The following is a 21,529-nucleotide window of genomic DNA, read 5'->3' as shown; positions in this document are numbered from 1 at the left end:
AGGGCTCCTTTTTAAGTGTGATGTACAGACCGGCAAGTTTCAGCGGAATGTACCGGGCGCCTTGAATAACAGGGGCTGCGGCCGCACGGGTCGGCACTGCAGGCGATCACAGGTAAACAATTGCGGGCGCTCGATCAGATAGCCTTGAGCGTAGTCCACACCTATCTCAAGTAACGCCTGTTCGATCTGCGACGTTTCAACAAACTCGGCAATTGTGCGTTTACCCATGACATGGCCGATGTGATTGATCACTTCGACCATGGCGCGGTTAATCGGGTCGTCCAGCATATCCTTTACGAAACTTCCATCGATCTTCAAGAAGTCTACAGGTAAATGTTTGAGATAGGCGAATGAGGACATTCCGGCGCAAAAATCATCAAGGGAAAAGTGGCAACCTAACGCCTTGAGTTCATTAATAAAACGAATTGCACTGCCTAAATTGGCGATAGCGCTGGTCTCAGTTATTTCAAAACAAATCATTTCCGGGGGAATGCTGTAAGTGCCGAATTTTTCACGCAAAAACCCGAGAAAATCATCATCGCCAATGGTTATGCCTGACAGATTAATCGCACACATGGCCATGGGTCGGCCCGGACGCTCGTGCATGCAACGGGCAATGATCTTGAATACGTTGTCCACCACCCAGCGATCCAGGGAAGTCATCAAGCCGTAACGCTCGGCCGCCGGAATGAAACTGTCGGGCAGGATGATTCGCCCCGCTTCGTCGTGCAGGCGCAAGAGTATTTCGATGTGACCGGTGCCCGCTTCGGTAGGGCCCAGAGGCGAAATTTCCTGGGAGTAAAGGCAAAAGCGGTCCTCCTCAAGGGCCATGTGCAGGCGTTGCACCCACGCCATCTCGCCAAAGCGTATGGACAGCTCCGAGTCATCGGCGTGATACACCTGCACCCGATTACGCCCTTTCTCCTTGGCCATGTAGCACGCCATGTCGGCGGCGCGCAGCGACGTCTCCAGGGTGGTGGGCGCTTGTGAGATATGCACCAGGCCGATGCTGACGGTGGTCATGAACGGCCGGCCCTTCCACACAAAGTGCAGGCTCTGCACCGTGTGGCGCAGGCTCTCGGCAATCTTCTCGGCCACGGGTGCCGGGCAGTGCTCCAGCAGGATGCCAAATTCATCGCCGCCCAGCCGCGCCAGGGTATCGCCTTCGCGCAAGTCCGATTGCAGCAGCGCGCAAATGTGTCGCAGCAACTCGTCGCCCGCGGCGTGGCCGCAGGTGTCATTGACCAGTTTGAATTGGTCCAGGTCGAGGAACATCAAGGCATGCCGGCCGTTTGGCTGGCGCACCACCTGCTGCAGCACCTGCTCCAGGCGGTATTCGAATTCACGCCGGTTGGCCAGGCCGGTCAAGGCATCGTGGGTCGCCTGCCAGGAAAGATTGGCGATGTACTGGCGCTCCTGGGTCATGTCATGCAGCACCAGCACCGCGCCACTGACCTTGCCCGCGCTGCGAATCGGCGCGCCCACCAGGGTCACCGAGACAGTGCTGCCGTCCAGGCGCTGTATCAGCTTGGAATGCTCACTGCCGCCACTGAGTTCGCCCTTGATGATGTGCTCGATCAGGGTGAAGCCGTCCGGCTCGGCGTTCTCATCCAGCAATTTGAACAACGCCGCCAGCGGCAGGCCCTGGGCCTGGGCCGACGTCCAGTGGGTCAGTGCTTCGGCGGCGGGGTTCATATAGGCAATCGAACCGTCCACGTCGGTGGTGATGACACCGTCACCAATCGACTCCAGGGTGATCTGCGCCCGCTCTTTTTCCGCTTGCAGGGCATCGGCAAACGCATGGCGCTGGGCCAGCAACTTGTGCGTGCGCAGCAGCGCCAGAACGATCAGGCCCAGGGCCGTGGCGAGGTTGGTGATCAACAGCAGGCGCAGGATCATCCGCGAACCTTCGCCCAAGGCATCGCTGAACGCCTTGGCGGCCGGTGTCACACCTTCGTTGATGGCTGTGATACGCGCTTTCCACCGCCGCACATCGTCGGCATTCACCCGATCGGCAGCAATGGCGTCATGCATTTGGCGAGCAAGGTCGTCCAGTTGCAACAGGTAGCCGTCGCCCACCGTCCAGAGTTCGATGGCTTTTTCCAGGTAGCTGAAATGACGGAAGTTGAGGTACAGCCAGATCAGGCTGGAGACGTCGTCCGGGTGGTTGCCGCCCTTGATGATACCCAGGCGCGCAGCGGGGATATCAGGGGTGGGGCTGTCCAGGGCGATGCGCAACTCGTGCCCGCCCTGAGGCACCGCAATGGCTTGCTGATATTTGAGGTAGGTGGCGGCTTCGCGATTATCGGCGTAGAGGGTCAGGTAATAGATAGCGTCTTTCTGGCCCTTGGACCACAGACTTTCACCTGCCACATAGCCACGCACCGCCGAGAGCACGTAGAGACTGACGCAGCCTAACAATGCCTGGAACAGTACAACGGCAATAAAGGGCCAGACAATGCCCAGCAGCCGTGGCGTTCCGAGAGTCCGCTTTTGCTTCATGAAGTCCCTTGCACATGCACAGCTCAATACGCACGCGAAAATCCGCTCCCGATAGCACAGCCTAAGCTAAATCAACGTACCTGTTGCAGGTGTCCATACAATTTGGCGTACAGCCCGCCATCGGCAATCAATTGCTGATGGTCGCCATCCTCGGCGATATGCCCGCCATCGAACACCAATACACGGTCAGCCTGTTTCACTGCCGAGAGCCGGTGGGCGATGATCAGTGTAGTACGCCCACTGAGAAACCGCGCCAGCGCCTGATGCAGGTTGTACTCGGTGGCCGCGTCCAGCGCCGAGGTGGCTTCATCCAGAATCACGACTTTGGGCTCGGCCAAGACCATGCGCGCGATAGCCAGGCGTTGCCGTTGACCACCGGAAAAACGCACGCCGGATCGCCCCACTATGCTGTCCAGGCCCAACGGCAATGCCTTGACGGTAGCATCCAGCTGGGCGATTTCCAGTGCCTGCCAGCAGGCCTGGTCCGTACGCTCGCGGCCCATCGTCAGGTTGGCGCGCACGGTATCGTTGAACAGCGCCGGGTGCTGCAGCACCACCGCGACGTTTTCACGGATGGTCGCCAGGCCGATCTCCTGCTGGCTCGCGCCGCCAAAACAAATGCTGCCAGCCTGCGGTGTGTAGAGACCCAGCAACAGTTGCACCAGGGTACTTTTGCCGCCGCCGCTGGCGCCGACAATCGCGACCTTCTCCCCCGGTGCGATGGCCAGGTTCAATTGGTCGAGCACCAGGTCGTCACCGTAGCCGAAGTCCAGGCCGCGCACGTCGATACCGACGGTCGCACGCCCACTGAAGGGGTCGGCGCCTCCCGCGTATTGCGGCTCGTCGGCGCGGGCCAGCAGTTCGTTGATACGCGTCAACGCGCCGCCTGCCGCGTAATAGGCGTATTGCAGGTTGAGCAACTGCTCCACCGGGCCGATCATGAACCACAGGTAACTGAACACCGCGAGCATCTGGCCGATGGACAGGTCGGAAAACAGCACGGTCAACATGGCTGCGGCGCGGAAGATGTCGATACCGAACTGGAACAGCAAGCCACTGGCGCGGCTGGACGCGTCGGTTTTCCATTGCGAGTGGATGGCATAGTCCCGCACCTCACGGGCACGCTGGCCCAGGCGCCCGAGGAAGAAACCCTGGCGGTTGCCGGCGCGCACTTCCTGGATGGCATCCAGGGTTTCGGTGAGCGCCTGGGTGAACCGTGAGGTGCTGTCGTTTTCCAGTTTTTTCAGGTGTTTGACACGCTTGCCCAACTGCACCGTGGCATAGATCACCAACGGGTTGAACAGCAGGATCAGCAACGCCAGCTGCCAATGCATCCACACCAGGATCGCTGAGGTGCCGACCAGGGTCAGCATCGCCACCAGGAAGCGGCTGAGGGTTTCGCCGACGAATTTGTCCAGGGTGTCCAGGTCGGTGACCAGGTGGGTGGTCACCGTGCCGCTGCCCAGGCTTTCATATTCGCCCAGGGAGATGCGCTTGAGCCGCTCGATCAGGCGCACGCGGATGCGGTAGACGATGTCCTTGGCCAGGCGTGCAAACAGCCGCGCCTGTACCACGTTGAACACCAGAGCACCGCAACGCAGGGCCAGAGTCACCATTAACATCAGACCGATATAGCCGGCAGCTTTCTGCCAGCCCAGGGGCAGCGCGTGGTTCATCACCTTGAGCGCGGCGTCGCCATGGCCCAACAGCACTTCGTCGACCAGCAGCGGTAACAGCAACGGGATGGGTACGCTGCACAAGGTCGCCAGCACGGCGACGCTGTTGGCGATCCACAGGGATTTTTTGTGACGCAGGGCCAGGCGGCGGATTTCCGCCCAGGTCAGGCGGTCGCCGGTTTTTGACTCATCCTGCACAGGTGGCTCGCTCCAGCCATCGGGCGAGCAACGGTGACAACTCGTCCAGCGGCTGGTAGCCATTGGTGAGCAGCGCCAATTGTCCGTTGCGCTCGGCCAGCAAGGTCGGGAAACCGGCGATGCCCAGATCCTGCACCCAGGTGAAATCCGCTGCCGTGGCCGCGTGCTGCTCGGCACGGTCGAACTCGCCGGCAAACTCGATACGCGGAATACCGGCCTGTTCGGCCAGCTCCACCAGCACATGGGCATTGGTGACGTCGCGGCCCTCTACATAGAACGCCTGCTGGATCAGCCCCACCAGCTTCCAGGCGCAATCGGGCGCCAGGCTGCGCGCAGTGACGATGGCCCGGCACGCAGGCTCGGTGTCATAGACAAACCCATCGGGCAACGCGCCTTCGCGCTTGAACGGCTGGCCGGTGGCGTCGGTCACCGCCTGCCAGTGCTCGAGGATGTAACGCCGCGTAGTCGGTTCCAGCGCCGCGCCACTGCCGGTGCGCAATCCGCCCACCACCAGGTGCAACTCCACGCCGGCCGCCCGGGCCTGCTCAACCAGCGCCTGCGCCACCGGGGCAAAGCCCCAGCACCAGGAACACATCGGGTCCATTACATAGAGCAGGCGCGCGGTCATGGTTCAAGCCTCGGAAGGGGTTTGCTTGTAGTTGAAACCAATCGGATGCGGCATGTTACGGGCCTTGGCCAGTTCGATTTGCTTCTGCCGGTCGATGGCGCTGCGACGGGTTTTCTCCGGCAGCTTATCCCAGCAATGCGGGCAACTGATGCCGGCCACGTAGTGCTCGGACGCGCGGTCTTGCACGCTGACCGGTGTGCGGCAGGCATGACATTGATCGTAGTCGCCTTCGCTCAAATCGTGGCGCACGGTGACGCGATTGTCGAACACGAAGCAGTCGCCCTGCCACTTGGTCTCTTCCTGCGGCACCTCTTCGAGGTATTTGAGAATACCGCCCTTGAGATGATAGACCTCGTCGAAGCCTTCGCTGAGCATGTAGCTCGACGCTTTCTCGCAACGAATGCCGCCGGTACAGAACATGGCGACCTTCTTGTGCCTGGCCGGATCGAAGTTGGCTTTGATGTAGTCGGGGAATTCGCGAAAACTGGTGGTCTTCGGGTCGATTGCGCCTTCAAAGGTGCCGATCGACACTTCGTAGTCGTTGCGGGTGTCGATCAGCAGCACTTCGGGGTCGCTGATCAGCGCGTTCCAATCCTTGGGGTCGACGTAGGTGCCGACCTTTTTGTTCGGGTCCACGCCTTCCACGCCCAGGGTCACGATCTCTTTCTTGAGCTTGACCTTGGTGCGGTAGAACGGTTGGTCGTCGCAGTAGGACTCTTTGTGGTCGATATCGACCATGCGTGGGTCTTTCTTGAGCCAGGCCATCAGGCCATCGATGCCTTCGCGGCTGCCGGAAACGGTGCCGTTGATGCCTTCTTCGGCGATCAGCAAGGTGCCTTTGATGCCGTTGTCGACCATCGCCTGCAACAGTGGCTCGCGCAGGGCGACGTAATCTTCAAGGGTGACGAACTTGTACAGTGCCGCCACGACGATAGGTTGAGTCATGGGTAATCTCTCCAGGTGGCTACCCTCGTAAGGGGTGAACCGGATGCAAAATGACGCCGACCAGGCGACGCGGCGCGCATTCTAGCAAAACCACGCCGCCACCGCACCGACACGCAGCCGCTGATATGCCCTCAGCGGTGTGGGTTGCGTACGCCCTCCACTCGGTACCGCCGGCCACCCTGATGGCTGAGCATCAAACGATAGACACCGCGTCCACGCGCACCGGCGTAGCCGTGCAAATCAGCGGACCACAGTTGATCTGCGTGAAGATGCCAATGAACCGCAGCGAAACGCCCTTCACGCAAGTGGCCGAGGGCAAGGGCAATACTGCGGCGCTCGCGGCCCGATAGCTGGGTATCTGCAAGCCTGGCGGTGTCAATCATCATCGGCGGGGCAGCGGCTCTCGCTGCCGCCGGCGGCGCCAACGGCACCTGCGCCTGTGCTTGCCGAGCACCGCGGGCGTGACTTGAACCCGCCACCTGCGTGGTCGCCTCGACCTCAAACGCACTTGGCCCTGCCTGCTGACCACGCGCGCCAACGGATTCAAGCCCAGGCCTTCGCAGCACTATTTCGTTATAACCCATGCGCCTCAACTCAGGCATCGGGTTACCACTCCCCTCCAATACGCGTTCGACAGCGGGCCGTTGGTCCATAGGTCCCGCGTAGCCATAGAGGGTCCCCTGACGTTCATGGACTCCAAGGAAAATGCCTCCTTCAGCAGGGCGACGCGCATAGGCAAAATTCACCAGCCGCTCTGTTTCTTCGTCACTCAACGACCCCTGCTGCGCCAAATTGATTGCCATCTCCGTAGTATCCCTGGCGAACTGCTGTTCCACTTGTTGCGCTGCACTGGCCACGGCCTCCGGCTGCATTTGTCGATAGGCACTCAGGCGGCTGGCACCAAAGAGTGCACCTCCCACCAGCGCGCCCACGGCAGCCCCCAAGTTTGCATTCCCCAGCAACGCTCCCACACCCAGGCCCAGCAAGACTAAAAACAGCAAAATTACAATACCGCCCTGTATCCGGGTATTTTCCACGGAGGCAGGCTGCAGCCCCATTGAATCAACGAACGTGACCGGGTTATTGAACGCCATGAGATAAGGATTGAGCTGCCCGTCATCCCCTGCGGGGTCGGGGCTTATCCAGCGTTGCAACCACGGGGCGTAATAGCGGAAACCGTAATAATACAAACCACCGCCGTCCCGCTCCTTGCCCGAATATCGGCGGGTTTTGTAGCTGCCCTCTACCGCGCTGCGTGAGGCCCACCACGCCGTCCCCCCATACGGAAAATAACTCTCCTGGCTCAATAACTCGGCTTGCTCGCCCAGCTCCAGACCATGACTCGATTGCTGATCCTTCAGGCAAAAACGCAGGGTTTCATCGGCGGCCCCCTCATCGCGTCCCAGCTCCCATTGCAAGACCTCAACCGTGCAACACGCCACTTCAAGGCGCACCACGTTCAACCGACGCAACGGCCGTTGGCGCAGTTCCAGGCCTGGCAGGTAATACACACGGGCCGTTTGCCGGCTGCCGGCCACCTGCTGGTGAGTGAGCTTGAGCGCACGCTGACCGTCGCCTGCATACACATAAGCCTCCTCATCCGAGGCCCCGCCCTCGCGCAAAATTGACGTAACGCGGGCCAACTGATTACGCACATTCCACGTCATTGGCACGCCGCGCTCCAGCTGTTGCTGATTGCCATTGGCATCAAAGCCCTGCGTCAGCTCGGCTACCGGATGCTCGCTCGACAATCCTCGGTTACTGCCCGTCGCCACTTGCAGGCTGCGGGTGTAGCCGACGCCACTGGACGGCACGTGGCGCAGCCGGGTCAGGTTGCCCCCCTCGTCATAGGCATAGTGCTGGGTGTAGTTGCGCCATAAACCGGTATCGGTGGAACCGAACGAAATACGCGCGGGCAGTGCCGGGCCGATGGCGGCGGCGGCACTCTCGCGACCGCTCGCCTGGGTCAGTTGGTACAGCGAGTCGTATACATAGCGAGAGCAAGCCTCCACTTGCGTGTTGTGACGCCATTGTGTCGGTTGCGCCCGATCCCGCAGGGCTGAAATATTTCCCACCGGGTCATAGTCGTAATTCAAATCCTGCAGCGGCTCGGCCATCTCATTTTTACGGTAAGCCATCAGCCGATGCATACGGCCATCTTCAGCCCGATAGGCGGACAGGCTGCTCACACCATTGCCCAGCAGGGCCGCCTCCACCTGACCGGCGGCATTGTAGTCGTAGCGTTCTATGACGGTCTTGCGCACACCGCTTTTCAAAGCGAGGTAGATATGTTTCGCCTGGCCATCCAGACCATAGGCAAAGTGGCGGCCATTACCTTTGGCGTCGACCTGTCTCAAGGTGCCGCCGAGGGCGTCAAACGTCCAGCGTGTGGTGTAACGCGCGCGCTCCAATTGCTGGTTCTGATCGGCCTGGGCAAGTGGCCAGTCAACCTCGCCGGCGAGCTCGCGAAACCCCCGCGTTTGCTGCAGCACCTGGCCGGTAATCCCGTACTCGTCGTACACCTGTGTGCCCACCGGATCGGCATGGCGGACCAAACGGCCGCTGCGGTTGAGCGCACGGTGCTCAGGGGTTGGCAGGGCATACACCAAGCGTTCGACACAGCGGGGTTGCGCTTGGTCGGCAGGTTGTTCGAACACCGCCACCGGGCGTTGAAAAGCATCGTAGTCGTGGCGCTGATACGCACCCCGCCCGTCCCAGGCATGCAGCAGTTGCCCGGAGGGCGCCGACAGCATCAGCCGCATGCCGGCATCCACATCGTTGCGGCGGATCAGCGTGCCGGACAGGCTGTACACCGACTCCTGGTTCGCCTCGGTCAAGGGCACGCTCAATTTAAGGGCATACAGGCGTGGGTCCCACTGCTGCAGTAGCAGGCCGCTGGCCCCATAGACCTGGCGCCTGACACGGGCCGTTGGCGCAGCCTGGGGGGTATCGCGCAGGTAAGCGACGCTGCGCACGGTCAACCCACGGGGGTCGAATGCCGCAAGCGAGGGCGTATTTCGATGAAGTGAAGCAGACATGATCTCATGACCTCAATTGCACAAAGGTCAGCAAAGCCTGGGCTTGTTACCCTGGATAAAGGTGGTATCGGCGTATGGGTGCCGGCGATGCCTGTAAATACCTATACCTGGCCCCGTTAATCTGCGTGATAGCGTTTTTCATTGCCCGCCGGACCCGTCGGCGGACGTGAAGGAACGTATGAATATGCAAGCCGACAGCAGCTCCTTGCTCGCTCAACTGATTGATCACTCACGCCCTCCCGCCCCCGGCCGGGACGATTTCAAAACCGCGCTGCAGCGCCTCGACATTCGCTCGGTATTCGACATTGTGCGTCTCGGCGAAAAGGCATTTGCAGAGCAATTGGCCACCTGCAACGACGACGATGCCCGCGCGGTGTACCTCAAGGCCCAGAACGCTGCAGCGCAGCTGGAAACGCTGTTTCGCGAACAACAAGTCTCATCTCCCCCTCCTTCACCGCGTGATAAACGCAGTGTCGCCCCCGAAACCAGCGCCACCTACCAGGCCTTATTCAACGAAAACTGGCATCAGTTCTGTGCCAGTTCTTCCATCGCAGCGATCGATTCGCCGGCGGCCTACCTACGGGCGCTCTATCTGTTCGCCCTGCAACTGGAACAAAACGCCAAGGGCGCAAATGCGGTCAAGCTGTCGGAGCGACGCCCGGACCTCGGGGCATTGACGATCAACCAACACAGCGTGTCGGGCCAGGTGCCCATGTTGTCGATCGTCAACCAGATCCTGCTCGAAAATATCGCGCCGGGCACAGACGAAACGACCTATGAGGTGCTGAGTAAAACCTGGTACCCGTTTTCGCTGCCCTATCACTTCCACCATCAGCAATGCCAACGGCGCCTGGTGGGAGACAGGCCGGCGCTGGAGGAGTTGAGCTATCGCATCAGCCGCCAACTGCCCCTGGCGGGAGAAACCAGCCATTACGGGCAGGTCAGCGAACAGAACAACGAGGTCCAATGTCAGTTATCGGGGTTGAGCCCTGAACTACAGACGATGCTGAAAGATAGCTGGGTAGCCGCAACGGATGCGCAAAAGTTCTATCTCAAGTACTACAACTGGAAAACTGATTTGCTGGGACCGCAGGCGCTCACTGACTTTCTGCACCATACACAAATGGATGCCGGACAACTTCAGGCGCTGCTCGCACAACAGACGCAATCACCGCGCAAATCACCTCACTGCCAGCAGGACACCGGCCTCACTTACGGTGCGTGCTACATCAACGGCACGGCAACGCCCACTATCAGCCTGGACAACGGCACGCCCGCCAAGCTGGTCAACGTCAGCCTTGAACGCTTCGACAGACTGCAACGCATGATTCGCCTACAGCGCTGGCTGGGCGTGCATTTCGCGCAATTGGACACTCTGATAGTCAGCGCCATGCGCTGCGAAGGCACCAGAAACAGCGCGCTGCGGATCACCCATAACACCCTCCGGGCGCTGGGGGTGTTTTGCTATCTAAGCAAGCGCTACGGGTTGCAAGCCGAAGAGTTTGCCGCCTGGCTCCATCAATTGCCCGTTCATGCCTCAGGCGACCGCATGTCGTTGTTCGACCAGGTATTCAATCGCGCCGGCTCTGCCCTGCCCCCCCTGTATCTGGACAGTGCTACGTTCGACGCTACCACCCGGCAACAACTGTGCACCGGGTTGGGCCTGCAAGACACTCAGGAGTCGCTGCAACTACTGATCAGCCCCGACCAGCCTGCAACCCGTACGATCGAGACGGTCAGCGAGATCTATCGACAAGCGCGCATCGCCCGCCTGTTTGGCGTGTCGGTCATGGAATGCCGACAACTGGCGCAAATGCTCGGGAAAGCAAACTTTCTCATGCAGTTGCGCAACCCAACGTTACGAAACAAGCCGAAAGGTGTGTCTGACTTTCTCGATATGCTCATGCACCTGGAATGGGCCAGCCGTTGGTTCAAGGAAAACGGCAGCAGCCTGGCGCTGTTCAGACACCAGCTATTGCTGGATCACAAAGCCCAGGACCCGGCCATCAACCTGCTTTTGAAGGAGTTCGCCAGCTATGACCAGGCCTCTCTTTCCAAACAGTTGCAACGGCTCACTCTTCCCAAGCAACCCGATGACGAACCAGCCAGCCTGCCTGTCGTTGACTGGAAATCCTTAGCCTATACAGCGTTGCAACGGATGCGCCTCGACACAACCATCGAGGCGGCGCTCGATGAAGTGCTCTCTTCCGTTAAAGTCAGCATTGACGCTACACGTACGAAACACTTGATCGACCAAGCGAAGTCTGAACTCAGCAATCTGCTGAGCACGGTGCGTAATGAGTTGTGGTCGTTGTATGGACGCCTTAAAAAAATCATCCAGGACGTCCCCCATGCGCCAGGCAACGCCAACGGCTATAAAAAATACGACTTTCACCACCATTTCTTGCGCTTACATGCCCCCGATGACCCGCCGCTGCAAACCCTCGCCTACTTGATACTGCGGTTGCCTCACGCCGCCGGTTTTCTGCAACTGCCCCTCAGCCCACATGCGCTTCATCAGTTTCTGGTCAACCCGCACTGGCTTGCGCGCGAGTACAAAGAGTCTTCGTTGCTGGAACTGACCCCGAACAACCTCTACCTCATGCAGCAGTTCAAACATTGCATTGACCGCAGTGGTGTAACGGAAGAACAGCTTCTCAACTATTTCGAACAAGCCAATACCCTGCCCAACAGCGCTGCGCAGAACGACAGTGACGAAACAAACGAGCGTCTCGCTCAACTTTTAGACTGGAGTGCCAGTGAAATAGATGCCTTCAGCAGCCAACTGAAACCGCCACGCATTACCTCAATGAACCGCCTGGACTGGGTACTGCGCTGCCGCCAAGCCAGCAAGGACACAGGCCTGCCCGCCAAGATGCTGATTAAAGCCAGCGAACTGAAGGCCGACTCGACATTTGCTGACTGGAAGACCGTCGGAGAAGCGGTCGTAAGTGCGCATCCATAACCTATTGACCCCCTATCCGCTTTCGACCTGCTCAAGGACTGATCATGTCTCACTCGTTTAATCAATTGCTCAATGAAAGCCTGCGCGACGCCATGCTCGCGTACTACCTGACCCACAAGGTACCTGGCAAACTAGAGAACAACATCACCCATGCCGCCGACCTATACGAATACTGGCTGCTCGATGTACAAGTCAGCCAAGCCGTGCAGACCAGCACGGTAGCCTGTGCCATCTCCAGCCTGCAACAGTACATCACGCGCATCCAGCTGGGCCTGGAACCGGGCTATGAAGAGCGGCGCATGACCCCGGCACAGGACAAGTTATGGCGCGAACAGTTGCACACCTACGCACTCTGGAACGCCAGCCAGCAGTTGCAGTATCACCCCGCCAACTACTTGGACCCGACATTACGGCATGCCAAGACCGACAGCTTTGAGCAGTTGGAAAACGACCTGAGCCAGTATCGAATTCAAGCGGATACCGTCACCACGGCGGTTCACAATTACCTGGCCAGGTTCGAGGAAATCGCCAACATACGCACGATCAACGGTTATATCGACGCCGGCTTGAGCGACCTGTATAGCGGCACCTATTACTTCGTCGGTAAATCGAGTTCCGAACACACCTATTACTGGCGCTCCCTCGACCTGTCCAAACGCGCAGGCTCGGTACTTTTTCAGGACGCTTGGACAGACTGGGAAAAAATCAACGTGTCGGTCTCCGACGCCACCGCCGAGCAAAGTATCCGGCCGGTGTATTTCAATAACCGGCTATTTCTCATCTGGGCCGAATGCATCAAGCCCGCCGCCACCAGTCCCGTCAAACCGACGCAACCCGATCCTGCGGAAAAAAAACAGCAGACCGAATGGATCAACAGTCGTTACGTCAAATTTCGCCTCAATTTTTCTTATAAAAAGCACGACAGCAGTTGGAGTGCACCTAAACCCTGCATCGAGCAATACTGCGCCACCGAAGACGTCAACGCATTGACTGCAGCCTTTCTGAAAACCATTACACAAACGGTGGCAATCGTCGACAGCAACGGTCCCCCTGTACTGTTTTTAAGTGTGCTCGCCACCAGCCGTAAAGACCCTAAACAGCAGGAGCATTTTATTGGGAAATTTTTCCAGGCTGTCCATATCGACCAGTCCTTCAACATCACCACCATCGCCGACGGCGGCAGCCCCGAACGCTACAGCGTGCTGCCCGGCTCACAGGTGGCCGAGGAGATAAACCGACTCCTGGAATCCTTCGATCCGTCACAGAAGACAAAAGTGCAGGCTGTAGCAAAAGGTGAAGATCAAAGCGTCAGCGGGTATTACAGCGAGTTACTGCCTGACCGCGCTCGGCAATACCTCACGTTCTTCGCTCACAAAAACCAGGGTAACTTGCAGTTCAAGGTGACGCCCGCAGCCAGGCATTCGCTGACCATCACGCTGGAAACAAATATCGAAGACAACAAGGATTGGAACCTGGAAAAATCTCGAGAACAGATAAAAGACACCGAACCCAGTGATGTTTCTTTTGATTCAAACACCAACGAGATTGTATTTTTCTCCACCCTCAATGGCGATTTCAAACAGTCCTACAGTGTCACATTAAAAGCAAAAGCGCCCAGGGACATTACGATCACGCTGAAAACAGACGACGCACTGGACAATCCGAAAACCACTCAGCTCAAACTGGCCTCTGGCTCTTACATCACCGGCACGACTGACGAATTGAACACGGACTTTTACAGCCTTTATTTTAAAAACCCGGTCACACACGAGGAGTTCCCCAACGCTGTACATGCCGAGAACGGATCACTGATCAGCCTGACGAACAACAACCAGATCGCAGGCGGCTTCTCACTGGCAGGTAATTTCATCGACAAGACGGCCTTCATAAATTTATACACCAGTGGAGGTAAACACATCGCTGTCGCCCTCAACCGCTACAGTCGATACACAGGGCTCAATAAAAAGAACTCGCTGCACGCACAAAATACATTGACCATCAAAAAGGCCGAGGTGACCACGTCCACATTACGTGCCTATAAGCACATCATCATGAGTGCAAATTTCAAAGACTATCCATTTACCGAGTTCATCAGCGCCAACTCACATCAAATCATCAACTATCAGAACACTGCCCACGAAAGCCTCCACGGATCAACCCCCGAATTAACCAAGGGGCATCGGGTCACGGCTCGTATTGCACTGACACAGGAGCAGAAAGAGTCCGGCATCACCCTGATACATGGGGTGGCGACGCTTGAGCCTGCCAACCTGGACTCGACAATCCTCGGTTATGCCCTGAAAGCGACAACCCTGAAACCGGCCGCTTCCGACGCTGACGCAACGCTCAACCAGCAACTGGCGCCGACGATCAAAAGGCATACGTCAGGAATACTCGGCACCGCCGAATTTATTGATTTCTCCGAGAGCGCCTCCACCCCACCGGCCAACATGCCCACCACCGTTCGCACAAATACCTGTATTGCCGGCAAGCTGGCCCAGGCGGCCAATGACAGCCTTGATACGTTGTTCTCGTTAACGCCGAAAACGTGGCAAGAACCTCCACTCACACCCAGTGGAGCAGCAGCAGACATTGATTTTAACGGGCTAATAGCAAGCACTTCTGGGAGCTGTTCCTGTACGTGCCCTGGCTGGTTGCCCATCGCCTGAATCAGGAGCAGCAGTATGGCCAAGCACAAGCCTGGCTCAAATACCTCTTCGACCCAGGGCGGTTGGCCGATCAGGCCAGCGAACACCCTGCATTCTGGGGGTTCAAAGAGCTTGTTCGTACCGACCTGCGCCCCGGTTCCGTCACCAACGACCCACACAAACTGGCGATGCGCGCACCCGTGCATTTTCGCAAAGCAATCTACCTGTTTTATCTCGATATACTGCTCAATCGTGGCGATGCAGCCTATCGACAGCTCACCCCCGACAGCCTCACCCAAGCCAAACTCTGGTACACACGAGCCAATCATTTTCTCGGGCCACGCCCCCGCGTCACCACCACTGAACCGTGGGATGAAATTACCCTCGAACACCTGACGAAGGAGCGCTCTAAAGCCCTGGTAAAACTGGAGCAGCAAACCCCATCAATCACTGTGAACCCTGCGACCGAAGCTACCGCACTGGCGTCGCTCACAGACACCGATAATCTGTGCCTCCCCTTCAATACCGAGCAAGTCGCACGCTGGGACAAGCTCGAAAGCCGTCTGCATAACCTGCGGCATAATCTCGATATCACCGGCAAGCCCTTGCGCCTGTCGCTGTACGCAACCCCGCTTTCCCCTCTCAAACTATTGGCCAGCCAGAGCAAAGGTGCCTTCGGTGAAGGAGGCGTGGCGACGTTCATTGACGCGCAAGTCGGTCATTATCGCTTTCAGACCATGCTGGGCCACGCCCTCACAGCAACTGAAGCCGTGATTCAATTGGGCAACACGGTGCTGAGCCTGATTGAGCGCAAGGAACAGGCTGAATACCTGGAGTTGCAGCAACAACAAGCCTGGGACTTGGCCAATATCGTCGTAACCCAACAACACCAGGCGTTGTTGATCGACGAAAAAAACCGCCAGGCACTCGGCGCCAGTCGGAGCATGATCGAGTCCCGGATGCGCCACTACGAACGCCTGCTCACCGAAGGCATCAGCCTCGCAGAAGCGAACGCGGGCCAACTCTACCTGATCAGCAGCGGATTCGAGACCGCAGGCTCCGTCGCCGCCGCAGCGGCCGGCATTGCGATGATGGCGCCGAACATCTTCGGTACAAGTAGCGGCGGGTGGCGTTGGGAAGGCCCGTTTTATGCCGCCCAAGCCGTGGCCCAAGGCATTGCGACGCACTTGCGCGGCACTGCCGCGGACCTGGACCGTACCGAGCAATTCAACCGCCGGGCGCAAGAATGGGCGCATGCCCAGGATCAAGCCCAACTCGAACTGGCCCAGATCGATGCCCAGTCACACGCCTATGCGGAGCAGGAAAAAGCCACGCGCCTGCAATTACGCCTGGCCGAGACCTCCCTGGCCCAGGCCTGGTCAAACTACCAATTACTGGCCAAGCGCTTTACCAAGGCGCAACTATATGACTGGCTCAATGCACAACTGAGCAAGTTCTACTACCAAGTCTATGACCTTGGCCTTTCCCTGTGCCGTACCGCGCAAGCGTGCTGGCAGTACGAAATAGCAGATTATGAGCGCACGTTTATCCAGCCCAGTGCCTGGAACAACAACTACCGCGGTTACCTGGCGGGTGAGGCCCTGAAGCTGTCGCTGTTGAACATGAATGCAGCTTACCTGAACCAAAACGTGCGAGACCTGGAGATCGTCAAGACCATCTCCCTGCGTCATCGCCTGATCGATTGCGTAGTCACCACGCCCCCCACCCGTACAAACGACACTCAACCCTCGACTACGCAAGACAAGTGGGCCGAGCATAAAAAACAATTGGTCGCTAAAGGCACGCTGTGCTTCAAATTGACCGGGACGCTGTTTGACGAGGATTACCCCAAGCACATCCTGCGGCGAATCAAAGGCATCAGCGTGTCGTTGCCCGCAACCCTGGGGCCCTATGAGGACATCAAGGCGATACTGACCCAGACCCACAACGAAATCGTACTGCCCACGGGCGCTCGACGCAGCGACATGCGTGCCCATCAGCAAATCGCACTGTCCACCGGGCTGGATGACAACGGTCTGTTCACGCTCAACTTCGAGAGCAACGATCGCTACTTGCCCTTCGAATACACCGGGGCCATTTCCGACTGGACCCTGGAGTTTCCCAACCCGGACCGGCAGAAAGCCGTGCTGGAATCCATCAACGATATTGTCATTCACCTGCGCTACACCGCCAGGGTGGCCGCTGCCGGCGGGGGTCAGGCATGAGCGACGACACTCACAACCTGCAGGTCAATACCCCGGCCCTGCCCAAGAGCGGTGCCGCTATCCAGGGCACCGGCAAGGGCTGGGGCGATATCGGTTCCAGTGGTACGGCAAGCTTTGAAATTGCGTTGCCGATCTCGCCCGCGCGTGGCTACACGCCAGCCATGTCGCTGACCTACCAGAGCGGCGCCGGTAACGGCCCCTTCGGCCTGGGCTGGGGCGTGCACCTGGGCGCCGTCAGCCAACGCACCTCCCATGGCGTGCCGGGGTACACGGTGCACGATGCGGTGCTGGGCCCCGACGGGCAAATCTGGCTACCGGAACGCGACGCCGAGGGGGCGATCATCCGTAGCAGCCTTGCATCCTTCAATGGCTTGCCACTGCCCCGCGCATATACGGTTACCCGCCACTTCCCCAGGGTCGAGACCCGCTTCGACCGTATCGAACACTGGCAATCGGCAGCTGACACGGCGGGCTTCTGGTTGCTACGCGGTGCCGATGGCAGTCAGCACTTTTACGGGAAAACCCCACTGGCCCGAATTGCCGATCCGGACCACCCGCACCATGTGGGGCAATGGTTGTTGCAGGAAAGCCTGAGTGCCCACGGCGAGCATATTTATTATCACTACAAAAAAGAAACCGATCGCTCACGCTACCCGAGGGACTGTCGAGCCCGGCATTACCTGGAGCGCGTCTGCTACGCCAACTTCACCGCCAGGGAGCAGGAACAGCTTTACCTCTGGCAGACCGACGATGAGCCGGACATGGGCTGGCACTTTCACTTGCTGTTCGATTACGGCGAACGCGCCCTCGCACTGGATCAGCGGCCGACGTACCGGAGAACCCGGGACTGGCCGGCACGACCCGACCCCTGCTCGGACTTTGCCTACGGCTTCGAGTTGCGCACCCTACGCCGTTGCAGCCAGATCCTGATGTTTCACCACTTCCCCAAAGAAGCGCGAATGGGCGCTGACCCGGTGCTGGTCAAGCGTCTGCTGCTGGAATACCGCACCTCCAGCCATGTCAGCCTGTTGAGCGCGGTCCATGAGCAGGCCTACGACAGCGCGGGCAATAGTGTGAGCCGCCCGCCGTTGGAGTGCTTTTACCAGTCGAGCCAGCTCAAGGTGGACCCGAGCCGCTATCAACCCTTCAGTTCACTGCCCGGGCTGCATGACAGCGATCGTTATCAACTGGTCGATCTGTATGGCGAGGGCATACCCGGTGTGTTGTATCGCGCTGACAAGAGTTGGTACTACCGTGAACCCCTCAGGCCGCAGCACACGAAGACCGGCGACGAGGTGATTTACGGCGCCGCCCGGGAGTTGGCGCGGGTGCCGGTCGCCGACAGCACCCGGCCCATCCACCAGGCGCTGGCCGATGTGGACGGCGATGGCCGTCTGGACTGGCTGGTTGCCCAACCTGGGATGAACGGCTTTTTCAGCCTGGACGAACAGCGCAACTGGTCAACCTTCACGCCGTTCGACGCGTTCCCGTCGGAATTTTTCCATCCCCAGGGAATACTTGCCGACTTGATGGGCACGGGACGCCCTGACGTTGCCATGATCGGCCCGCGTAGCGTGCGCCTGTATGCCAACCGCCGAAAAAAAGGCTTCGAACCCTCCATCGAAGTGCCGCATACGCTCGACGACACCTTGCCGATCGTTTCTGACTCACCCAATGAACTGGTGGCGTTCAGCGATGTGCTCGCCACAGGCCAGCAGCATCTGGTACGTATCCGTCATAACGAAATAAAATGTTGGCCAAACCTGGGTCGCGGGCGTTTTGCCCAAGGGTTTGTGTTGGCCACGTTGCCGTTGCGTTATGAAACATTCAAGGCGGCCGATGTACTGCTCGTCGACCTGAATGGAGGTGGCGCTACCGACTTGCTGTATTTGAGCAACGCTCACCTGTGTATTTTTCTCAATAAAGGGGGCAACGGCTTCGAAGCACAGGCGATCAAAGTCCCATGGCCGGAGGGCGTGCGGTACGACGACCACTGTCAGGTCAACGTCGTCGACGTGGACGGCCTGGGCTGCCCCAGCCTGATCCTGACCGCCGCCCACCAGACCCCCGTACACTGGCGCTACGACTTTTTCAGCCAGAAGCCCTGGCTGCTCCTGGGAACCGACAACAACATGGGTGCTCAGGCCTTGATCAAGTATCGCAGCAGTGCCCAGGAATGGCTGGATGAAAAACGTGAGCGTCCCGCCAACGGCCAGCCTGCGGTCAGCCAGTTACCCTTTGCGCTGCTGCTGGTCAGCCAACAAACCCAACGGGACGCAATTACCGGCAACCAACTGACCCGACACTGGCGCTATCGCCAGGCTTATTACGACCGCACAGACCGCGAATTTCGGGGTTTCGGGCTGGTACTGCAAACCGACACCGAAAGCAACAAGGACGAACAACACTCCCAGGGTTTCAGCGCACCTGTGCGCACCAAGACCTGGTTTCATACCGGGCAATCCATCGACATGCCCACCCTCGGCCATAGCACTCACGACCCACAGGCCAAGGCCATGGGCCGCACGCTGGTCAGCCGATACAAGGCGACGTCCGGGGCACAACCGCTGGACCATCACGACGACTTGATCAGCGATCCCGCGCCATCGCTGGCACGCGAAGTGGCACGCGCACTCAGCGGCAGTGTGCTACGGGTGGAGGTGGCAGCGGCGGATCCGGCACAAGGCACCGTGCCCTATTGCGTCAAGCAACAGCGTTATCTGATCCGCGAACTGGCGCCGAACAGTGCCCATACGCCCTATGCCCGGCTACTGCCATTGGCCCTGGAGTCGATCACCTACCAATATGAAGGGGTGAAAGACGATCCCGTCTGCCAACACCAGATCAACCTGCGCTGGGATGCCTATGGCTGCCTGGTGCATGGCGTCACCCTGCATTACGCCCGCCGTACGAGCGCCTCCAGCTTACCGCCCGCCGTGCTGGTCGATGAACATCACAAGCGCTGGTGGCGCGACACCCATGACAGCGCGCAGCAGTTCTATTACCTGAGCGAAACGCTGGCACAGCACATTCATCTGGACGACGCACAAAACTGGCGTCTGGCGTTACCGTACCGCCAACGAAACAATGCCCTGGTGCTGGGCAAGGCACCAGCGGCCGGCGGGCTAGACCTTGGGCGTATCGCCTATGAAGGGTTCATCGACAACCGCGACGGGCCATTGGCCGCTGGTGCCAAACGCGAACTGAGCGGCTTGTCCGTGCAGCGTTATCGACAAGCCGGTGGCTTGGGTAAAACCCTGGAGCCCGGCAACGCTACAGCCCAGGCTTTGACCGATTACCTGGAAACCGCAGAGCTGGATGACAACGCCCTGAATGCCTACAAGGACATACCGGCGATGCCCAACCAACCTGCAGTTGATCTGGTAAAAAAGCTCAGCGACAGCGGCTATCACACCCTGGAGCTGTTTTTTCTATTCGACGGCGAAGTGCCGCCCAAGGAAAATCGCTTATGGTCGATTCGCCGGCACTTTCCCCGCTATGGCACAGCCACCCAGTTTTATCGGTTAAGGGCGCTGCGAGCCACCGAGGCCCATGGTGAAACAACGCTCAGCTATGACGCCTGCGTGTTGCAAACCGTGCGTGTGAAAATGCCCGATGGTTGTGTGACCAAAGCCGAATATGACTATCGATTGCTGCTGCCGACAAAAATCGTCGACCCCAATGGCAATATTCAAGAAGCACTTTATGACGGTTTCGGGCAACTGCTCGTCAACACCTTTCACGGTCACGAACACAACCGCAAAGTAGGTTTCGCCGCCTTGGAGAGCTACCGCCCGCCCAAGGATGTAACGCCCGGGTTTGCCATAGAACACGCGCAAAGCGTGTTGCAGAGCATGGCCAGCCTGCACTGCTATGCCCCATTCAGTTGGATGGGCACGGTCGACATGGCCCTGGTCAAGCCAGAGTGGGTCGCCGCAGCCTATTTGCTCCCCAGCGGGCATATCCGCGCGAGCGCGAGGATGCGTCTGGGCCCACGGGCGCGCCAGGGGCTCAGCGACAGCGACAAACAACTCAAGGCGTTGATCGACAAAGCCAGCCGGACACCGGTACATGGGCTCATGTTGCAAGCCGACCGCTACCCGGACGATGCCGCCCGACAGATCCGTATGACCTTGACCTGTTGGGATGGCTTCAGCCGTACCTTGCAGACCAAGCAAAAGACTGAGCCAGGCCTGGCCAATGCGGTTGATGACAAGGGCAATTTGCTGGTCGACAGCCTACCCGATACGGTACCCGGCACCTTCAAGAAACAGCTGCGCCACGTGCAAGCCGACCCCCGCTGGCGCGTCAGCGAGCGTGTCGAATACAACAACAAGGGCCTGGTCATTCGCGTCTACCGCCCCTACTTCGCCGACAAGCACGCCTACGTCAATGATCAATCCATGCGCGAGCTGGGCCACAGCGACCGACAGTTCTACGACCCCCTCGGGCGCCCGACAAAGACACTGACCGCAGGAGGATTCATGCGGCGTACCACCTATTGGGCCTGGTACACCGTCAACGAGGATGAAAACGATACCTACGAAGAACTGCAAGCAGCCGCCTCCAAAGCACTGACTGACGAGCGATAAGGGCCCGGCTGATCGGATAGGTGCACTCCAGTTTTTGATCGTTCCCACGCCTGGGAACGATCACCGCAGGCTTGAATCCGTGGCCGCCCGGCAGGACGCCGGCCCATTCATC

9 protein-coding genes are annotated in these 21,529 nt (G+C 59.0%); 4 read left to right on the top strand and 5 right to left on the bottom strand.

Annotated elements, in window-relative coordinates; translation table 11 throughout:
- Nucleotides 1-39: 39 nt before the first annotated feature.
- The 5 genes from PspCFBP13528_RS25860 to PspCFBP13528_RS25840 all read right to left on the bottom strand — a co-directional run bounded on the left by PspCFBP13528_RS25860 (nt 40) and on the right by PspCFBP13528_RS25840 (nt 8,987).
- Nucleotides 40-2,502 (bottom strand): EAL domain-containing protein, encoded by a 2,463-nt coding sequence (locus PspCFBP13528_RS25860; RefSeq protein WP_101218611.1) that lies wholly within the window; start codon nt 2,500-2,502, stop codon nt 40-42.
- 71 nt (nt 2,503-2,573) lie between these two features.
- On the bottom strand, nt 2,574-4,376 hold the full coding sequence (locus PspCFBP13528_RS25855; protein ID WP_065950212.1) for an ABC transporter ATP-binding protein: 1,803 nt from the start codon (nt 4,374-4,376) through the stop codon (nt 2,574-2,576).
- On the bottom strand, nt 4,366-5,004 hold the full coding sequence (locus PspCFBP13528_RS25850; RefSeq protein WP_101218609.1) for a DsbA family protein: 639 nt from the start codon (nt 5,002-5,004) through the stop codon (nt 4,366-4,368). The genes PspCFBP13528_RS25855 and PspCFBP13528_RS25850 overlap by 11 nt, the downstream gene beginning before the upstream one ends.
- A gap of 3 nt (nt 5,005-5,007) precedes the next feature.
- A complete protein-coding gene (locus PspCFBP13528_RS25845; protein WP_065950214.1) occupies nt 5,008-5,949 on the bottom strand; it encodes a rhodanese-related sulfurtransferase in 942 nt (313 codons plus the stop codon).
- A 131-nt stretch (nt 5,950-6,080) separates the two neighbouring features.
- On the bottom strand, nt 6,081-8,987 hold the full coding sequence (locus PspCFBP13528_RS25840) for an RHS repeat-associated core domain-containing protein (protein WP_137201790.1): 2,907 nt from the start codon (nt 8,985-8,987) through the stop codon (nt 6,081-6,083).
- 184 nt (nt 8,988-9,171) lie between these two features.
- Here PspCFBP13528_RS25840 and PspCFBP13528_RS25835 point away from each other — a divergent pair, with 184 nt between their 5' ends.
- Genes PspCFBP13528_RS25835 through PspCFBP13528_RS25825 form a run of 4 tightly spaced genes read left to right on the top strand, consistent with a single transcriptional unit; the run spans nt 9,172 to nt 21,417 of the window.
- On the top strand, nt 9,172-11,952 hold the full coding sequence (locus tag PspCFBP13528_RS25835; RefSeq protein WP_241669145.1) for a Tc toxin subunit A: 2,781 nt from the start codon (nt 9,172-9,174) through the stop codon (nt 11,950-11,952).
- A 44-nt stretch (nt 11,953-11,996) separates the two neighbouring features.
- Nucleotides 11,997-14,621, top strand: coding sequence for a neuraminidase-like domain-containing protein (locus PspCFBP13528_RS28005; RefSeq protein ID WP_241669144.1), 2,625 nt, complete (start codon nt 11,997-11,999; stop codon nt 14,619-14,621).
- Nucleotides 14,594-16,825: a hypothetical protein gene (locus tag PspCFBP13528_RS28000; protein ID WP_241669143.1), complete on the top strand. Its 2,232-nt coding sequence runs from the start codon at nt 14,594-14,596 to the stop codon at nt 16,823-16,825. Before PspCFBP13528_RS28005 ends, PspCFBP13528_RS28000 begins: the two co-directional genes overlap by 28 nt.
- Nucleotides 16,822-21,417 (top strand): SpvB/TcaC N-terminal domain-containing protein, encoded by a 4,596-nt coding sequence (locus PspCFBP13528_RS25825; protein ID WP_137201788.1) that lies wholly within the window; start codon nt 16,822-16,824, stop codon nt 21,415-21,417. Before PspCFBP13528_RS28000 ends, PspCFBP13528_RS25825 begins: the two co-directional genes overlap by 4 nt.
- Nucleotides 21,418-21,529: the final 112 nt, after the last annotated feature.

Source organism: Pseudomonas sp. CFBP13528 (assembly GCF_005233615.1).
Lineage (GTDB): Bacteria > Pseudomonadota > Gammaproteobacteria > Pseudomonadales > Pseudomonadaceae > Aquipseudomonas > Aquipseudomonas fluorescens_AM.
The sequence above is the reverse complement of the archived record's forward strand: the minus strand, read 5'-3'. Positions and strand labels throughout refer to the sequence as shown.

What these genes read in the sequence shown, in the direction of transcription:
- PspCFBP13528_RS25860 (WP_101218611.1), bottom strand. Translation starts at nt 2,502, where the DNA reads ATGAAGCAAAAGCGGACTCTCGGAACGCCACGGCTGCTGGGCATTGTC.
- PspCFBP13528_RS25850 (WP_101218609.1), bottom strand. Translation starts at nt 5,004, where the DNA reads ATGACCGCGCGCCTGCTCTATGTAATGGACCCGATGTGTTCCTGGTGC.
- PspCFBP13528_RS25845 (WP_065950214.1), bottom strand. Translation starts at nt 5,949, where the DNA reads ATGACTCAACCTATCGTCGTGGCGGCACTGTACAAGTTCGTCACCCTT.
- PspCFBP13528_RS25840 (WP_137201790.1), bottom strand. Translation starts at nt 8,987, where the DNA reads ATGTCTGCTTCACTTCATCGAAATACGCCCTCGCTTGCGGCATTCGAC.
- PspCFBP13528_RS25835 (WP_241669145.1), top strand. Translation starts at nt 9,172, where the DNA reads ATGCAAGCCGACAGCAGCTCCTTGCTCGCTCAACTGATTGATCACTCA.
- PspCFBP13528_RS28005 (WP_241669144.1), top strand. Translation starts at nt 11,997, where the DNA reads ATGTCTCACTCGTTTAATCAATTGCTCAATGAAAGCCTGCGCGACGCC.
- PspCFBP13528_RS25825 (WP_137201788.1), top strand. Translation starts at nt 16,822, where the DNA reads ATGAGCGACGACACTCACAACCTGCAGGTCAATACCCCGGCCCTGCCC.